Genomic DNA, 17012 nt, shown 5'->3' with positions numbered 1-17012 from the left:
CGATGACCATGGCCGAGACCGCCGCACCGACGACCGCCGCCACCACTCTCCACGCCCTGATCCGCGCGGGGGCCGGGGAGGCCACCGCCCTGTCGAGCCCCGGTGGCGTGCCGCTGACCTTCGGCCGTCTCCGTGCGCTCACGGACCGGACGATCGCGGCCCTCAACGCGCAGGGCATCGGTCGGAACGATCGGGTCGGCATCGTCCTCGACAACGGGCCGGAGATGGCGGCCGCCTTCATCGCCATCGGAGCGGGCACGACGGCGGCCCCCCTCAACCCGAGCTACAAGGCGGACGAGTTCACGTTCTACCTCTCCGACCTCAACGCTCGCCTGCTGGTCGTCGCCGCGGGCTCCGAGAGCCCGGCCGTGGCCGTGGCCGCGCGCCTGGGCGTACCCGTGGTGCGCCTGACCCCCACCCCGGCAGAAGGCGCGGGCAGCTTCACCCTGTCTTTCGAGGACTCCACCGCAGCCCCGGCGGCCCAGGGCGGCCCAGCCCATCCCGACGATATCGGCCTCGTGCTGCATACCTCGGGCACCACCTCGCGCCCCAAGATCGTGCCCCTCAAGCAGTCGAACGTCTGCGCCTCGGCCCGCAACATCCGCACCACCCTGGCCTTTACGGCCGAGGATCGCGGTCTCAACATCATGCCGCTGTTCCACATCCACGGGCTGATCGCCGGCATCCTGGCGCCGCTCTCGGCCGGCGGCCAGGTTTGCTGCACCCCGGGCTTCAACGCCCTGAAGTTCTTCGGTTGGATGAGCGAGATCCGCCCGACCTGGTACACGGCGGTGCCGACGATGCACCAGGCGATCCTCGGCCGCGCCTCCCGCAACCGGGAGACCATCGAAGCCAATCCCCTGCGCTTCATCCGCTCGTCTTCCTCCTCCATGCCGCCGCAGGTCATGAAGGAGATCGAGGAGGTCTTCGGCGCACCCCTGATCGAGGCCTACGGCATGACGGAGGCTTCCCACCAGATGGCCTCGAACCCGCTGCCGCCGCGCCCGCACTACGCCGGCTCGGTCGGTCTCGCGGCCGGTCCGGAGATCGCCATCGTGGACGAGGATGGCGAGCCCCTGCCCGCCGGTGAGACCGGCGAGATCGTCATCCGCGGCGACAACGTGATGTCTGGCTACGAGAACAACGACAAGGCCAATGCGGAGGCCTTCACCAAGCAGGGCTGGTTCCGCACCGGCGACCAGGGCTCGCTCTCACCCGAGGGCTACCTGACCATCACGGGGCGCCTCAAGGAGATCATCAACCGAGGCGGCGAGAAGATCTCGCCCCGCGAAGTCGACGAGATTCTCATGGACCACCCGGCGGTGTCGCAGTGCGTCACCTTCGCGATGCCGCACGACAAGCTCGGTGAGGACGTTTGTGCCGCGATCGTGCTGCGCGAGGGACACCACCTCGTCGAGAAGGAGTTGCGCGGCTTCGCCTCGGAGCGTCTCGCCGCCTTCAAGGTGCCGGCCAAGATCATGATCCTGGACGAGATCCCGAAGGGCGCCACCGGCAAGCTCCAGCGGATCGGCCTGGCGCAGAAGCTCGGTCTGGTCTGACGCCGGAACGAACGGGGCAGGTCTGGGATATACCGGACCTGCCACACGGGGCCGTCCGAGCCTCGGCGCCCCTCAGGCCGACAGGACCTTGCCGACGCGGCCCTCGATCGCGTTCCATACCGAGACCGCCAAGTCCGGCCCGCCGAGGCGCCTGATCGCCCGAATGCCGGTCGGCGACGTCACGTTGATCTCGGTGAGATTTCCGTCGATCACGTCGATCCCCACGAGGATCAGGCCCCGGCGTTTCAGCTCCGGGCCGATGGCGGCGCAGATCGCGCGCTCGCGCTCCGTGAGATCCGAAGCCGCCGCTGCCCCGCCTCGCACCATGTTCGAGCGGATGTCGTTGAGGGCGGGCACCCGGTTGATCGCGCCCATCGGCTCGCCGTCCACCAGGATGATGCGCTTGTCGCCCTCGGTGATGCGCGGCAGGAAACGCTGCACGACCCATTGTTCGCGGAAGGTCACCGAGAACAGGTCGAACATCGAGCCGAAATTCGCGTCCTCCGGCAGGACCCGAAACACCGCAGCTCCGCCATGCCCGTGCAGGGGCTTCATCACGATGGCGCCGTGCTCGGCCCGGAACGCCTCGATCTCGGCCTTGTCGCGGGTGATCAGGGTAGGGGGCATCAAGTCGGGAAAATCGAGGACGAACAGCTTCTCGGGCGCATTGCGGACCTCGGCGGGGTTGTTCACCACGAGGGTCCGCGGGTGGATCCGCTCCAGCATGTGGGTTGCGGTGATGTAGGCCATGTCGAAGGGCGGGTCCTGACGCATTAGGACCACATCGACGCTCGACAGATCGATGCGCTCGACCGGCCCAAGAGTGGCGTGCGCCCCCTCCACGTCCTGCACCGTGAGGGCCTCGACGCGGGCCGTCACGACCTGACCCTGCATCGACAAGCGATCCGGCGTGTAGTGCAGCAACCGGTGTCCCCGGGCCTGGGCCTCGAGCAGGAGCGCGAAGGTGGTGTCCCCGGCGATCCGGATCGTTTGGATCGGGTCCATCTGCACCGCGACGGTCAGGGTCATGCTGTCAAACCTCTGTCTGGGAACGGGCAGCGTCGTTGCCCGTCCCGCCCGTGATGCGGTGTGCCGTGCGGCACCTTACTTCTGCGATTTCCCGCCGGTGCGGCGGTCGTAGTCGCCAATGGCCGCCTTGCACTCCGGCGACAGGCGGGCGCGGTTGCGATCCATGCAGCGCTCCGCATCCTGGCTATTGGGATCCACGCCGGCACAGAGGCGGAAATAGTCGTTGGCGCATCCCAGCTGAAGGCCCTGGTCCTCACGCTGGGCCTGGGCCGGGCTGACCGCCACCATCAGGAAGGCGAACGGCGCAATCCGCAGGGCCGTGCTGAGTCCTCTGGTCGAGCTCAAGAGTTGGGAGATAACCACGCGCATCCGGCGGTGTCCTTCAATCGAAATGGGGTGTGCGAAAGGGAAATGTGTTGGATGGGAGAGTGCGTTCGCGAAAAGTCAGGCCGTTCGAACGGAAGCGACACGGCATATCGGGCGCGACCGGCCCTTAGCAAGCGCTCCCGCCGCCGCGTGTTCCATGCCGTCGATCCCGCGTCCGGCGGGGTTCGAAGTGTCGCCGTAATGCCGATCCCGCAAAAAAAGCCCCGCTCGCCGGGCGAGCGGGGCCGAGTACAAGGGAGGAAATGCCCGCCATGGGCAGCCCACGCCGTCGCAAATAGCGGGCCATGCCATGGGCCGAGGGCGTGGCAGGGAAGCCACGCCGGACTGGCCCGCTGCGACCGAGGCACGGAAGAGAGAGCCGTTCCGGCCATCGCAAGGTTCCGTTAACCACCCCATGCTGATCTCTGGCGGCATCACCCCGACACCGGAACGGCCCGGATGCGGCGGGAGCAGGCCCGGCGACGGCTCGCCTCAGAGATCGAACGGAATCGGAAACCAGCCGATGAACACCCACAGGTTGCCCGACACCGGCGGCGCCGATCGCCGCCCCGAGCGTCCGACGGCCACGGTCGTGACGTTCCCGGCTACGGCGCGCCGCTTCCGGAGAGCGGACGCGGACGCGCCGCGGGGCGCCATTCTGCTCTTCACCGGAATTCGCTACGAGCGCATGCCCGAGCCGGAAGCTCCCGCGCCGCGCCTGCGTCGCCGTTCCTGACACCCGGCCGACGCGCCCCCGCATGGTGCCCTTATTCCGAACCGGACGTCGGCAGGCCCTCCGGCTGCATGCGCTGCGCCTGATACCCCTCGCGATCCCGGCGCTCCTCGCCGGCTGCGCGCAGGAGGGGGATTTCGGGCGGCCCAAAACCGGCGCCTGGAACAGCCTGATCGAGACCACCGGGACCCTGGCGGCGCGGGAGCGCGAGGAGCCGGCCTCCGCCTTTCCCTTCACCGATGAGGAACGCGTCCTGCGCGACCGCGCCTGGCGCTTCCTCATGCCAGCGGCCGGGCACGACGCGTTCACGGACATTCTCGCCAATCTCACGCGCGCCCGGGTGCTTCCCGCCTCCTGGCGGACCGACGATCCGGCGGCCTATCACGACACGCTGATGGCACAGAGCTTTCGCTCGCCGGTCTCGCGCTACCGGCGCCTGTCGGAGGATATCGGCACCGATGCCCGGCTGATCCCCCAATTCGCCGCCCTGGCGATGCGGGTGAAGGAGGGCGACGCCCTGCGCCTGCGCAGCCTGCCCTTCGCCAAGAGTCTGGACGACGGCGATGTGCGCCAAGCCGCCATGCGGGTGGCCGAGAACCGGTGCCTCATCGCCTGGGTCCGCTTCGAGACCGGTCGCCGCTCCCGCCGCTACCGCTATGCTCTCGAGCATCTGCTGATCGAGGCGCCAGGGCCGGAAGGCGTGTCGGTGGAAGGGACCCTGGCCGCCCTCGACGGGCGGCGTCCCCTGCTCGATCCGTTGGTGCCGCCGGAAGCCGAGGCCCGATGCGGGCTCCTGCCGGAGGCGGAGGGCGTGGTCGCGGTCGCAGCGCCGAGGCCGATCGTCGCAAAGAATTGAGGAGTGCCTCAGCCGCCGGTCTTCTCGTCGCCGGGGCTGTCGACGGTGCAGGAGACTGCCTGTACCGCCGCGTCGGCCGCCGTGCGCTGGCTCGGCAGGGCCGCGATCACCCGCACCACCACGAAGCCCCGGGTGTCGCCGGCGACGATGCGGACATCGTGGCTGACCTCGTCCTCGTCGGCATTGGCGAGCGCCTCGTCGTATTGGGACCGGGTGAGCACCACGAGGTCGAGGGCGCCGCGCACCGCCGCCTGGTCGGTCACCGCGTAGAAAGCCCCCCGTTGTCCATGTACCGCCAGGGACAGCATCAGCGAGCCCGTACGGGCCGAAACCCGCATCGGTCCCTCGGAGAGATCATAGGCGCAGAGCCCGACCGCCACCGCCGGGTCCGGAATCGGAAGCCACGCCTCCACGGGCGGGGTGGCGTCGCCGGCCGCCACGGTGTTGATCGCCAGCGGATGGTCGAGGTTCTCCCCGGAACGCGCCCGCGACAGCGCATCGGATTCCGCCAGGCGCGGGATGAGCAGGACGGTGGCCCCGTGCACGAGGCCGGCGAGCACCAGTCCCGACAGGGTGGCGACGAGGAAGCGGCCCCGCGGGGTCATGCGGCGCACCCGGTCCGGGTGATGGCCGGCACCGCCGAGCGGTCGAGGCTGCCCGCGCTGGCCGCCACGGGCGTGTCGTACAGGCGCAAGGCGAGCCGTACCGGCCCCCTGGGGCGCGGCATCGGCAGCCAGTTCCCCGGTTGGACCTCCCGCGACAGGGTGATGACGAACTGCCCGTCGGTCTCGCGCAGGATCTCGGTGGCGGTGAAGCCTTCGCGCATCGGGACGGTGTCCGAGTCGCGTGGCCCGCGCCCGGCCACCGTCACGGTCCAGGCGCGGGCCGGCGGCGTCACGCCCGCCACGCGGTAGGTGCAGGCGGCATCGAGTGCCCGTCCGGATTCGTCCTGTTCGGCCGTGAGTAGCATGCCTTCACCGATCGCCAGGGGGATCTCACCGCGCCGCGCGTTGACCGCGCGGGCGTAGGGATCCGCACCGACGGAACCGACTTTCGGCCAGGCGGTCCAGGCCCCCACCCGCACGCCGCCGAAGGGATAGCCACCTCGCGTGGCGTAATCGGCGGTCGCGAGGCCAAGGCCCGCCCCCAGCGCCAGGGCGTACAGCATCATTGTCACGGTCGAAGCCTTGCGGACGCCGCGTCGCAGCGCGCGCGCCAGGCGTCCGCCGGTCCCGGAGACCGGGCCTGCTTCCCGGCTCCGAAGCTCGGAAGAACGCGTCCGGCTCTGGTCCGGACGCAACCGCGCCACCGTCTCGGCGAATGTCATGCGCATGATCGCCGGCTACGGTGTGCCGACGCGGCCGCCGACGGCGCGAACCCCGTCCGCCACCGGGCCGGGGGCGTTCAGGGGCTCGAGGGCGGAGGTTTTCTCGGATGCCTTCAGGGAGGTCTTCTCCACCTGGCGGAACAGGCCGTTCATGCTGCCGATGACCTCGAAGGAACGCCGGGAAAGTTTGCCGGCCGCGCTCGCCGCCGCGTTCACGGGGGCCGCACTCTGCCCCGACTGCGCCACTGCACGGCCCGGATCCTTCAGGCCCGGCATGGGTTTGAGCTCGATACCCTGATGCGCGACTTCCATCACGTCATGCCAAGTCATGGCCGGCAGCGAGCCGCCCGTCATTTTGTTGGTGGAGGTGTGATCGTCGTTGCCGAACCAGACAGCGCCGACGTAATTGCCCGTATAGCCGACGAACCAAGCGTCCCGGTAAGCATTCGTGGTGCCGGATTTGCCCGCGACCTTGATGCCTTCCAGGGCCGCGCGCTTGCCGGTGCCTTCCTCGACCACCTTGGTCAGCATGTAGTTCATGTCGGCGACCACCTGGGTCGACAGCACCTGCGGCATCGGCTCGTCGGCATGGCGGTAGATCACATCACCGGACGAGTTGCGGACCTCCATGGCCGCGTAGGGCTTGGCCCTGCGCCCGCCATTGGCGAACACCGCGTAGCCGGCGGCCTGGTCGATGACGTTCACCTCCGCCGAGCCGATCGGCAGGGAGACGGAATCGGTCAGCTGCGTGGTGATGCCCATGGCGTGGGCGGTCTCGATGATCTTCTTGCGCCCGGCGGCGGCGGCCCTGGCTTCATGGGAGATGCCCATCGCCTTGCCCAGGGCGATCGAGACTTGAATCGGGATGGTGTTGATAGATTTCGCCACCGCGACAGTGAGCGTCGTGGCGCCCGAGAACGAGCGCCCGTAGTTCTGCGGGCACCAGTTGCCGATGCAGACGGGCCGATCGACGACGCGCGTGTCCGGCCGATACAGGCCCGAGGCGAGGCCGGCGGCGTAGACATAGGGCTTGAACGACGAGCCGGGCTGGCGAAGGGCGTCGGTGGCGCGGTTGAACTGGCTCTCGCCATAATCGGCACCACCGACCATCGCCCGAAGGGCCCCGTCCGGATCGAGGATCACCATGGCGGCCTCGTCAACCTCGTACTGGTCGCCGAATCGGCGCAGGGTATTCTGCACCACCTCGTCGGCCCGGCGCTGGATGGTCAGGTCGAGGGGCGTCTTCACGGTGAGGACGCGGTCGCTGCGGAAGCGGCCCGCATCGGCCATCTGCTTGATCTCGCCGAAGGCCCAGTCGAGATAGTAGTCCGCCGTGATGTCGCGGGTCCGGGTCACCGGTGTTGCGGGGTTGCGCAGGGCGGTCTGGATCTGGCCCTCGGTGAGGAAGCCGGCCTCGACCATGTTGTGCAACACGTCGCCGGCGCGGGCACGGGCCGCCGGCAGGTTCACGTGGGGGGCGTACTTGGTCGGCGCTTTGAACAGGCCGGCGAGCATCGCGGCCTCGGCCAGGGAGATGTCCTTCAGCGGCTTGCCGAAATAATAATCCGCCGCCGCCACGGCGCCGAAAGTGCCGCCGCCCATGTAGGCCCGGTCGAGGTAGAGCTTCAGAATCTCGTTCTTGGAGAGGTGGCTCTCCAGCCAGAGCGCCAGGAAGGCCTCGTTGATCTTGCGCTCGAGGGAGCGCTCGTTCGTGAGGAACAGGTTCTTGGCGAGCTGCTGCGTGATCGACGAACCGCCCTGGGTGTTGCCGCCGCCGCGCGAGTTCGACACCAGCGCGCGGGCGGTGCCGATGGGGTCGATGCCCCAATGCTCGTAGAAGCGCCGGTCCTCGGTGGAGACCAGAGCCTTGATCATGATGTCGGGAAAATCGTCGAGCCTCAGCGAGTCGTCGTGCTTGATGCCGCGCCGTCCGACCTCGGTGCCGTAGCGGTCGAGGAACGTCACGGCGAGGTCCTGGGCCTTGAGCCAGTTGTCGCTGGTCAGGTTGAAGGCCGGCTGCGCCAGGGCAAGCATCAGGACCGCGCCACCCGTACCGAGGGTCACCCCCTCGCTGGTCAGGTCGAGGGCGAAGCGTTTCCAGCCTCGTACCGAGAAGACGTTCATGCGCTCTTGGAAGCGCTCGTAGGTCTCTCCCGCCGTGCGACCGCCGTCGTACAGGCTCGCGTTCACCCATGCGTCGAAGGCGAGGGCGGCGTGCTTGATCCGTGTCGTGAGGGAGGTCGCTTTGGGCAGGCGCACCTGAGTTCCAGTCCTTCCGCACCCGGTTCCGGCACGACGCCGGTCCGCGCGATCCTACCAACACCCGCGCCCGGCCGCGAGGCTTCGTTCATGGGAACGCCCAACAAGGGCGAGCGTCCCGCCGCCGCAGGCCATAACCTGTTCTTAACCTTGATGCCGGAATGGGGCGGCGCGGTGGCGCGGCGCCTCCGAACACGGCGCGGCGTCATGCCGTGCGCCGGCAACGCTTGCTCCCGGGGCCGCGTTGCGGCACAGGGGCAGATCATCCGGATCCTCGCCGCTCCCAGCCCAAGGTGTTCCCCATGCGGGACCGCTCGGCCGCGCGTTCCCCGACGCCGCAGGCCTTCCCCGAAACCATCCGTTCCGATCCCCAGACCGCTCCGACCGTGGAGCCGTTCTGGCGGACGAAGAGCCTGGAGGCGATGTCGCCGGCCGAGTGGGAGAGCCTGTGCGACGGATGCGGCCGCTGCTGCCTCCTCAAGCTCGAGGACGAGGATACGGCGGAAGTCTATCACACCGATGTCGGCTGCACCCTCCTCGACGGCCATGGCTGCCGCTGCCGCGACTATGCGCGGCGCCAGAAGCGCGTGCCCGATTGCGTGCGCCTGACGCCCGAGGCGGTGCGCACGATCCCGTGGCTGCCACCGACCTGCGCCTATCGACTGATCCGCGAGGGCCGCGATCTCTACGCCTGGCATCCGCTGGTCTCGGGCCGCGCCGCCAGCGTGCATGAGGCCGGCATCTCCGTGCGCGGCCGCGTCTCCGGCAACGAGGAGGAGTTCACAGCCGACGAACTCCTCGATCGGATCGTGACCTGGCCCAATCGCACGCCAGAGACCGAGGACGACGCAGAATAGGCGTGGCCTCAGGCGTCGAGCATTGAGGGGGCGGCATTCTCGGCGATGATCCGGCGGGCCTCGGCCGCGTCGCGATGCATCTGGGCGATCAGGGCCTCCGCTCCGTCGAAGCGGACCTCGCCGCGGAGATAGTCCAGGAACTCCACCGCGATCGTCTGGCCATAGAGGTCGCCGGAGAAATCGAACAGGTTGACCTCGAGGAGCGGGGCGCCGTCGTCGAAGGTCGGGCGCCGGCCGTAGCTGGCGACCCCGTTTTTCACCCGACCGTCGGGCAGGCGCGCTCGCACCGCGTAGATGCCGTGGGCGAGGTTGCAGGCGGGCAGCGCCACGTTGGCGGTGGGATAGCCGAGGGTACGTCCACGCTTGTCGCCGTGGCGGACCTCGCCGGAGACGAACCAACGGTAGCCGAGGAGCGCGTTGGCCCGCGTCACCGCACCCTCGGTGAGGGCAGCCCGGATCGCGCTCGACGAGACCGGCTCCGCCCCCGTGCTCAGGGCGACAGGCGGGATGATCCGGCAACTCAGGCCCGCCTGCGTGCAGAGATCGGCGAGGACCATCGGCGTGCCCTCGCGGCCTCGGCCGAAATGGAAATCGTGGCCGATGACGACGCCCGCCACCCCGAGGTCGCGCACCAGCAGCCCCTCGACGAAGTCGCGCGCGCCGGTTCCCGCCAGGGTTGCGTCGAAGCGGCGCACGATGAGTCCGTCGAGGCCGAGATGGGCGAAGACGATCTCCTTGGCTTCCGCGTCGGTGAGACGGAACATGGGGAGATGTGGCGCGAAATAGGCGCGCGGATGCGGCTCGAAGGTGAGGACGACCGCCGGGCGGCCGGCCGCCTGCGCGGTCTCGCGCACGGCGGCGATCAGGGTCCGATGACCGAGATGCACCCCGTCGAAATTGCCGATCGCCGCGATGGCTCCGGCGATCACGGGCGGCACCGGCTCGTCCTCGCGGCAGATCGTGAAGCGTCGCTCGTGCGCGGATGCGGCGGGCGGGACGGCGGATTCGTCGCCAGACGACATCGGATCTCAGGAGTTGCAGCGGTCGGGGACGGGAGCTGTGGCGGCGGAACCTGTCGAAAACCGGTCTGGGGGTCAAGCGCGCGGGCTGAGCGCGGAGGTCGCGGTACGGTCCGCTCCCGCCTGCGCGCGCCGCGCCTTCGCCGCCCGTCGCCCGACGTAGAGCAGCACGCCCGTCACCAGGAAGAGCGGCATCAGCAGGGCCGCGACGAGGAAGATCGGTGGCCCGAGGAGTCCGAAGATGCGCCCGCTGTGCACGTCGAGCATGTTGCCGGCGATGCGGGCGCCGAGCGGACGCTCCCCGCCGATCTCGCGCATGAGGATGCGCCCGCTGGTCGCCTCGATCCGTATGTCGTCGCGCCAGCCGTTCCGGTTCTCGGAGCGGATGCGCACGAGCCCGGCGGGGCCGGCGGGCAGGAGCAGGGTGGCACGGAGGAACTGCCCGTCCTGTGCGGTACGGAAGGCCGCCCAGGCCGCGTCGAGGGACGGCGCCCCCGCGCTGCCCAACCCCACCTCCTTGCGACTGCCCCCGCCTGCAGCCTCGCCATTCGCTGCAGAGTCCCTCCGGCCGGCGGGCAGCCCGTTCGCCTTCGTCGCCGGCGGCTTGCCATCGGCCATCCGGGTGATGGTCTCGCCCAGGGTGAGGAGGGTGGTGACGACCTCGCGATAGCCGTCGAAGGACCACCACAGCCCGCTCAGGGCGATGACGAGGTAGACCGGCAGCACCCAGGTGCCGGCCACCGCGTGCAGCGACCAGTAGGTCGGCCGGCCCCATTGCCGGAGATGGGGCTTCAGCCAGATCCGCAGCGACATCACCTTCGGCCAGCGCAGGTAGAGACCGGTGCAGAGGAGGACGAGGAGCGCGAGGACGCTCGCGCCGGTCAGGGGCCGGCCCCAGCCCTTGCCGTCGCCGGGCAGGAGCAGCCAGCGATGCAGGCGCCGGATGGTCGCGAAGGCCTCCTCCGTCCGGGCCGAGCCGCGCACCGTGCCGTCATAGGGGTCGAGATAGAGGGAGGGCGGCCGCAGGCCGGTGGCGGGATCGCGACCGAGCCGGACCATCGCGGCGGTGGCAGCCTCGGCCGAGAGCGTCAGGTTCGCCACCGTGTCGGAGCGCTGGGCATGGAAGCGGGCCAGGAGGGCATCCGGCGCGAGCGGATCCTCCGCCCGGCGGGCGACCCGGATCAGGTCCGCGTCGAAGGCCTCGCCGATGGCGTCCTCGTAGCTGAGGAGCGCACCGGTGACGCCCGCCACGGTCAGGATCAGCCCGGCCCCCAGCCCCAGCAGCCAGTGCAGCTGGAACAGGACGGCGCGCAGGTGCCTCACCACGCCACCCGCGCGGTCACCAGGGCCTGGAAGGGCTCGCCCACCGCCACCAGCAGGTTGCTGCCCCCCGACGAGGGATAATAGGTGCGGTCGAACAGGTTCTTGAGGTTGAGCTGGAGCGTGGTCGCCAAGCCGTTCACCTCGGTGCTGTAGGCGAGGAACGCGTCGCAGACGACGTGGTCGGGCAGGGCGAAGCTGTTGGCGGCGTCCCCCGGCCGGGCGCCGACGTAGCGCGCCCCGAAACCGGCTTCCAGGAAGCCGGCGCCCAGCCGCGTCGCGCCGAACTCCTTGGCCTCGGCGATGGCACCGAACTGATGCGTGAGGAAGGCCGAGGCGGTGACCCGCGGGGTGTTGAGGAGTTGCTTACCCACCAGCACCGGGTCCTGGGTCACCTCCGCCTGGGTGAAACCGTAGCTGGCGATCACCGCCCAGTCGGGCAGGATCTGGCCGGCGACGTCGAGCTCGAACCCGCGCGAGCGCACCTTGCCGGCGGTGGTCGCCACGGTGAGGCCCTGGCCGTTGACCTGCGTCACCAGCACGTTCGCCTTGTCGATGTCGAACATCGCCCCCGTCACGGTCAGCCCGGCGGCGACATCCGCCTTCACGCCGACCTCGATGGAGTCTCCCTCCTCGGGCGGCAGGGCGCCGACGATGTTGGCCAGCGAGGTGTTGGGTTTGAAGGACTGCGAATAGCTCCCGTAGAGCGAGAGGGTGGGGGCGAGCTTGTAGACGAGGCCGACCCGCGGCAGGACGCGCACCCCGTCGATGTCGGTGTAGGCCACCGCCGGCGTCCCCTTGGCGCCGAACTGGTCGAAGATCTGCGTGCTGACCCCGGCGACCAGGATCCACTGGTCGCTGAGGTGCAGGGAGTCCTGCAAATACACGCTGGTATTCACTAAGCGTTCGCGCAGGTTGCTGTCGGCGGGCGAGATCACCGGCACCGCCGCGAGGGTGCCGTAGACCGGCCGGAACGGGTCGAACCCCGCCCGGTTCGGACCCCGGATGATGTCGGGCCGGCCGTAATCGATGTTCTCGTAAGTGACGCCGGCCAGGAGGTCGTGGCGCAGGCCGGCGGTGTCGAAGCTGCCGGTCAGGTCGAGGCGGGCGACATGCGCATTGAAGTCCGCGTTGCGGGTGCCGTCGGCCCGGCGGGTGAGGAGGCCTCTGGCCGGAAGATAGGTGACCGGCCGGATCTGGTCCTCGTCGTAGCCGAGGTGGGAGTAGGTGTAGCCGAAATGCAACGTCCAGGCGTTGTCGAAGCGGTGGTCGACATCGAGGGTGGCGAGATGGCTGGTGGCCTCGTGCTGGCTCGAGCGCTCGTCGAAGCGCCGGTCGCGCGGCACCCGCAGGGGCCGCCCGGTGGTGGGATCGAAGATCGTGCCGCGGTCGTAGGGCACGCGGTAGTGCCCGAATTCATACCCCACCGTCACGGTGGTGTCGTCGCCCTTCCAGGTGAGGGAGGGGGCCACGACCTGGCGGCTGAGATGGCCGAAGTTGCGCCAGTAGGCGTAGCTCTGGATGTCGGCCACCATCCGGTAGGCGAGGTTGGTGCCCGCGATGGGGCCGGTGAGGTCGCCCTGGACCAGGCCGCCGTCGAAGCTCGTCCCCGTGAGGTTGAGGGAGCCGTGCGGCGTGAAGTCCGGCCGCTTCGAGACGAGGTTGATCAGCCCGCCCGGGTCGGTGATGCCGTAGAGGAGCGAGGCCGGGCCCTTGAGCACCTCCACCCGCTCGATGGCGTAGCTGAAGTTCTGCTGCAGCACGGTGCGCCGGCCATCCCGCAGGATCGAGTCGTCGCGGAAGGTGCCGAAGCCGCGCCGGACCACGGCCTCCTGCGTGCCGCCGACGCTGTTGGTCTGGGCGATGCCGCTGACGTTGCGCAGGGCCTCGTCGAGGGAGATCACGCGCTGGTCGCGCAGCACCGCGGCGGAGACCACGGCGATGTTGGCCGGCGTGTCGAGGAGGGCGGTGTCGGCCCCCGCCCCGAAGGTCGAGCGTTTGGGCTGGTAGCCGACGGTCGCGAGTCCGTTGCCGAGGCCGGCGACGCTGAGTTCCTCGAGGGTGACGGTGGACGGCGCCTCCTGCGCCGAGCTCGCACCGGCGGACAGCAGCCAGAGGGCGCCCCCGGCCAACCGGCGGTGCCGGGACGGATGGCGGGAGGTTCGGGCGGCGCGCGGCATATCGGATCTCGGAGGAAGCAGAAGCTTCGCCGTAGTGCGCTGCAACATCATTTGCAAGATATCGTTTAAAGATTAGAACCGCTAAAAGGAATGAATATGAATAGCTTAGACAGTATATACATGGTTGATCATAAGAAGAAGGCTCATGTGTTCAGTCCCGTCGCGGGGGGGAGTCGGCAGCGAAGGGCCTGCTTGACCCGGCGGTCCCGCGCTCACATCCCTGTCCGATCATGACGAGCCCGCGCGAATCCCCCGGACGGCATCATCTCTGGCGCCCCTACACGCAGATGCGGGGGGCGGCCCCGCCGCTGGAAGCCGTGCGCACGCACGGGTCGCGCATCGTCCTCGCCGACGGGCGCGAGCTGATCGACGGCATCGCCTCCTGGTGGACGGCGGCCCATGGCTACAACCATCCCCACATCCGGGCGGCCGTGGCCGCGCAGCTCGAGACGATGCCGCACGTGATGTTCGGGGGGCTCACCCACGCCCCGGCGGAGCGGCTGGCGGCGCGCCTCGCGGCCCTGCTGCCCGGCGACCTCGACCACGTCTTCTTCACCGATTCCGGCTCGGTGGCCGTGGAGGTCGCCCTGAAGATGGCGGTGCAGATGTGGATCAACCGGGGGGTGGTCGGGCGCACCTGCATCCTGGCCTTCCGCGAGGGCTATCACGGCGACACCCTCGGGGCGATGTCGGTCTGCGACCCCGACGAGGGCATGCACCGGCGCTTCGGCGCCTACCTGCCGACCCAGGTCTTCTGCGACCTGCCCCGGACGGCGGCGCAGGTCGCCGCCCTCGACGCGACCCTGGCGGCCGCGCGCGAGACCCTGGCGGCGGTGATCGTCGAGCCCCTGGTCCAGGGGGCCGGCGGCATGCGCATGCACCCCCCCGAGGTGCTGGCGACCGTCGCGCGGCTCGCGCGGCGCCACGGGCTGCCGCTCATCGCCGACGAGATCTTCACCGGGTTCGGGCGCACCGGCACCCTGTTCGCCTGCACGCAGGCCGGCATCGTGCCGGACATCCTGTGCCTGTCGAAGGCCCTCACCGGGGGCACGATGGCGCTGGCCGCCACGGTGGCCACGGGGGCCGTGTTCGAGAGCTTCCTCGCCGACGATCCCGCCGCCGCCCTCATGCACGGGCCGACCTTCATGGCCAACCCGCTCGCCTGCGCGGCGGCCAATGCCAGCCTCGACCTGTTCGACCGCGAACCGCGCCTCGATCAGGTCGCGGCCCTCGCGGGGGCCCTGGCGGACGGGCTCGAACCCCTTCGCGGGCTGCCGCACGTCGCCGACATCCGGGTCCTGGGGGCGATCGGGGTGGTGCAGTTCCGCCGGCCCCCCGATCTGGCCGATTTGAAGCGCCGCTTCCTGGCGCGGGGCACCTGGGTCCGCCCGTTCGGCGACATCGTCTACCTGACGCCGGCCCTCACCGTCCCGCCGCAGGATCTGGCCGAGCTTCTCGACGCCATGCGGACGGTGGTGCCGGCGGTCGCCCCCTGACGGCGAGGACCCTGCGTCCGGTGCAACCCACGCCCCCGTCGCTCGTTGGGATGACGTTGCGCTGGCCCCATGTCCAGGATCTCCGGTGTCCCGGATCGCGCCGTGCGGGCCCCTGGGCTTCACGCGAGGATCCCGGTCCCGGGCGGGGCCCGCGGCCAGACAGGCTGGAGGGTGCATCGTGGTGGACGAGGCGAAGGCGAACGACGACCGGCCGGTGATCCTGCTGGTGGAGGACGAGGCCCTGACGATCATGGACCTCGGCGACGTTCTCGAGAATGGCGGCTACGAGACCGTGCAATGCGCCTCGGCCGAACGGGCGCTCGGCATCATCCAGGACCGCCCCGACATCAGCGGTCTGATCACGGACGTCGAATTGTCTGGCAAGACCAACGGCTTCGAGCTCGCCACCGCGGTGTCCGAGGCCCGGCCGCAATTGCCGATCGTCATCGTCTCGGGGCGCGCGGCCCCCGATCCCGAACGGATGCCGAAGGGCGCCAAGTTCATCGCCCGGCCCTGCACCGGCGAGGACATCCTGTCCCAGCTCAAGGGCCTGCTGCCCTGCTGAGGGTCTGAGCGGTCAGCCCGGAGCCTTCCCCCGGGCCCGCCACCACGCGACGGTGTCGTCGAGCCCCTGCGCTACGTCGAAGCGCGGCAGGAACCCCACGGTCTCCGTCAGGATGCGGGTCCCGGCCTCGATGACCGGCGGCTCCGTCGGGCTCAAGGGACGGGCCCCGAAATCCAGGTGCTCGGCGCCCCCGATCCGGGCGGCGAGCCCTTCGAGGAGCGCGCGCACCGGGATCGCCGCCCCGGAGCCGATGTTCACCGGCCCGGGCACGTCCCCCGCCACCAGGGCGGCCAGGGCCGCGGCGGCATCCGCGACGTGCAGGAAGTCGCGGCGCTGGTGCCCGTGCGAGGTCGGGAACGCCGTGCCGGCCGTCAGGGCCCGGATCGCGTCCGACACGAGCCGCCCGCGGCGCTCGCCGGGGCCGTAGAGATAGAACAGCCGCCCCCAGGCGACGCTGAGCGTCTGCGTGGCGGCATAGGCCTCCAGGATGCGCCGCGTGCCGTCCTTGGCGGCGCCGTAGAGCGTCGCGGGCCGGCAGGGCGTCGTCGCCTCCTCGAAGCGGGCCGCGCCCCATTCGTACTCGGCGCAGGTGCCGGCCCCGACGAACCGGCGGCCCCCCGCCGCCGCGAAGGCCTGGGCGAGATCCAGGGTGGCCGCGACCCAGTCGAGGTTGCGCGCCGAGGTCCAGTAGCGGCCGGGCTCCGCATCCCAGGCGAGGTGGAGGCAATGGCTCGGCCGGATCTTCGCGATCAGCGCGTGCCGTTCCGCGGGCACGAGCAGGTCGGCCGCGTGCCAGGTCGCCTCCGCCGAGGGGCTGCGACCGACGCCGTGAACCTCGAATCCGCGCGCCCGCAGGGCCGGCACGGCGTGGCGGCCGACGAAGCCGGCCGCGCCCGTGACGAGGACGCGCTCCCTCACCGCACCCAGTCGGGGTAGGCGAGATCGCGCGCGGCGATCACCGTGACGGGCTCCGGCCAGGCGACGTCGAGGCTCGGATCGTTCCAGCGCAGGCCCCGGGCGCTGCCGGCCACGTAGGGGCGGTCGATCATGTAGAGCACTTCCGCGTCGTCGCTGAGCGCCTGGAAGCCGTGGCCGAAGCCCACGGGAATGTAGAGGGCGTGGCGGTTCCCGGCGCTGAGTTCGGTCCCGTAGGCCTGGAGGTAGGTGGCCGAATCCGGCCGCAGGTCGACGAGGACGTCGTGGATCGCGCCGGCCGTGCAGCGCACGAGCTTGGTTTCCGCGTGGGGCTCGGCGGCGAAGTGCAGGCCCCGCACGGTGCCGCGCCGGGCATTGTAGGAGATGCTGGACTGCGCGAAGGCGCCGATGAGGCCCCGCGCGGCGAAGTCCTCCGCGCAGGCGGTGCGGGCGAAGAAGCCGCGCGCATCGGCCTGGGGGTCCGGGACGACCCGGTACGCGCCGGCGAGCGGCAGGGCCTCGAAGCGCATG

General features: G+C 70.3%; 16 protein-coding genes. 6 read left to right on the top strand and 10 right to left on the bottom strand.

The window, feature by feature from the left end; genetic code table 11:
• Nucleotides 1-2 precede the first annotated feature (2 nt).
• Nucleotides 3-1559 (top strand): acyl--CoA ligase, encoded by a 1557-nt coding sequence (locus ASG51_RS15585; protein WP_056218367.1) that lies wholly within the window; start codon nt 3-5, stop codon nt 1557-1559.
• Between the two features lie 72 nt (nt 1560-1631).
• Here ASG51_RS15585 and gshB read toward each other — a convergent pair whose 3' ends face one another.
• Both gshB and ASG51_RS15575 read right to left on the bottom strand, forming a co-directional pair.
• Nucleotides 1632-2588, bottom strand: a complete 957-nt coding sequence (gene gshB / locus ASG51_RS15580) for a glutathione synthase (RefSeq protein WP_056381777.1) — start codon at nt 2586-2588, stop codon at nt 1632-1634.
• Between the two features lie 75 nt (nt 2589-2663).
• On the bottom strand, nt 2664-2957 hold the full coding sequence (locus tag ASG51_RS15575) for a hypothetical protein (protein WP_056381775.1): 294 nt from the start codon (nt 2955-2957) through the stop codon (nt 2664-2666).
• A gap of 520 nt (nt 2958-3477) precedes the next feature.
• Between ASG51_RS15575 and ASG51_RS15570 the strand changes: the two genes are divergently transcribed.
• Both ASG51_RS15570 and ASG51_RS15565 read left to right on the top strand, forming a co-directional pair.
• Complete coding sequence (locus ASG51_RS15570; protein WP_056218358.1) at nt 3478-3690, top strand: hypothetical protein; 213 nt, start codon at nt 3478-3480, stop codon at nt 3688-3690.
• Nucleotides 3691-3712: 22 nt separating this feature from the next.
• Nucleotides 3713-4543 (top strand): hypothetical protein, encoded by an 831-nt coding sequence (locus ASG51_RS15565; protein ID WP_244480167.1) that lies wholly within the window; start codon nt 3713-3715, stop codon nt 4541-4543.
• An 8-nt stretch (nt 4544-4551) separates the two neighbouring features.
• Here ASG51_RS15565 and ASG51_RS15560 read toward each other — a convergent pair whose 3' ends face one another.
• From ASG51_RS15560 to ASG51_RS15550, 3 genes are read right to left on the bottom strand one after another with little or no spacing between them, the layout of a single operon-like run.
• The gene (locus ASG51_RS15560) at nt 4552-5148 is read right to left on the bottom strand and encodes a hypothetical protein (protein WP_056218356.1); all 597 of its coding nucleotides are present in this window, start codon (nt 5146-5148) and stop codon (nt 4552-4554) included.
• Nucleotides 5145-5870: a DUF1214 domain-containing protein gene (locus ASG51_RS15555; protein ID WP_200941356.1), complete on the bottom strand. Its 726-nt coding sequence runs from the start codon at nt 5868-5870 to the stop codon at nt 5145-5147. Before ASG51_RS15555 ends, ASG51_RS15560 begins: the two co-directional genes overlap by 4 nt.
• A gap of 15 nt (nt 5871-5885) precedes the next feature.
• Nucleotides 5886-8129 (bottom strand): PBP1A family penicillin-binding protein, encoded by a 2244-nt coding sequence (locus ASG51_RS15550; protein ID WP_056218353.1) that lies wholly within the window; start codon nt 8127-8129, stop codon nt 5886-5888.
• A gap of 302 nt (nt 8130-8431) precedes the next feature.
• On the opposite strand from ASG51_RS15550, the gene ASG51_RS15545 reads away from it, so the two are divergent.
• Nucleotides 8432-8986 (top strand): YcgN family cysteine cluster protein, encoded by a 555-nt coding sequence (locus tag ASG51_RS15545; protein WP_082501427.1) that lies wholly within the window; start codon nt 8432-8434, stop codon nt 8984-8986.
• A gap of 8 nt (nt 8987-8994) precedes the next feature.
• On the opposite strand, the gene ASG51_RS15540 is transcribed toward ASG51_RS15545, so the two are convergent.
• The 3 genes from ASG51_RS15540 to ASG51_RS15530 all read right to left on the bottom strand — a co-directional run bounded on the left by ASG51_RS15540 (nt 8995) and on the right by ASG51_RS15530 (nt 13505).
• Nucleotides 8995-10008: a bifunctional riboflavin kinase/FAD synthetase gene (locus ASG51_RS15540; protein ID WP_056276471.1), complete on the bottom strand. Its 1014-nt coding sequence runs from the start codon at nt 10006-10008 to the stop codon at nt 8995-8997.
• Between the two features lie 72 nt (nt 10009-10080).
• The gene (locus ASG51_RS15535; RefSeq protein ID WP_244476474.1) at nt 10081-11328 is read right to left on the bottom strand and encodes a PepSY-associated TM helix domain-containing protein; all 1248 of its coding nucleotides are present in this window, start codon (nt 11326-11328) and stop codon (nt 10081-10083) included.
• Nucleotides 11325-13505, bottom strand: coding sequence for a TonB-dependent siderophore receptor (locus tag ASG51_RS15530; RefSeq protein ID WP_056381772.1), 2181 nt, complete (start codon nt 13503-13505; stop codon nt 11325-11327). The genes ASG51_RS15535 and ASG51_RS15530 overlap by 4 nt, the downstream gene beginning before the upstream one ends.
• Nucleotides 13506-13735: 230 nt before the next feature.
• On the opposite strand from ASG51_RS15530, the gene ASG51_RS15525 reads away from it, so the two are divergent.
• Both ASG51_RS15525 and ASG51_RS15520 read left to right on the top strand, forming a co-directional pair.
• Nucleotides 13736-15001: an adenosylmethionine--8-amino-7-oxononanoate transaminase gene (locus ASG51_RS15525; protein ID WP_056381770.1), complete on the top strand. Its 1266-nt coding sequence runs from the start codon at nt 13736-13738 to the stop codon at nt 14999-15001.
• Between the two features lie 178 nt (nt 15002-15179).
• The gene (locus ASG51_RS15520) at nt 15180-15566 is read left to right on the top strand and encodes a response regulator (protein ID WP_244472675.1); all 387 of its coding nucleotides are present in this window, start codon (nt 15180-15182) and stop codon (nt 15564-15566) included.
• Between the two features lie 12 nt (nt 15567-15578).
• Here ASG51_RS15520 and ASG51_RS15515 read toward each other — a convergent pair whose 3' ends face one another.
• Together ASG51_RS15515 and ASG51_RS15510 are read right to left on the bottom strand one after the other, a co-directional pair.
• Nucleotides 15579-16484 carry an NAD(P)-dependent oxidoreductase gene (locus tag ASG51_RS15515; protein ID WP_056381768.1) on the bottom strand — a complete coding sequence of 302 codons (906 nt, stop codon included), beginning with the start codon at nt 16482-16484 and terminating at the stop codon, nt 15579-15581.
• On the bottom strand, nt 16481-17011 hold the full coding sequence (locus tag ASG51_RS15510; protein ID WP_056218335.1) for a dTDP-4-dehydrorhamnose 3,5-epimerase family protein: 531 nt from the start codon (nt 17009-17011) through the stop codon (nt 16481-16483). Before ASG51_RS15510 ends, ASG51_RS15515 begins: the two co-directional genes overlap by 4 nt.
• Nucleotide 17012: the final 1 nt, after the last annotated feature.

This window comes from Methylobacterium sp. Leaf465, from assembly GCF_001424705.1.
Lineage (GTDB): Bacteria > Pseudomonadota > Alphaproteobacteria > Rhizobiales > Beijerinckiaceae > Methylobacterium.
Note: the sequence above shows the minus strand (reverse complement) of the source record. Positions and strands in the feature narration are given on the sequence as shown.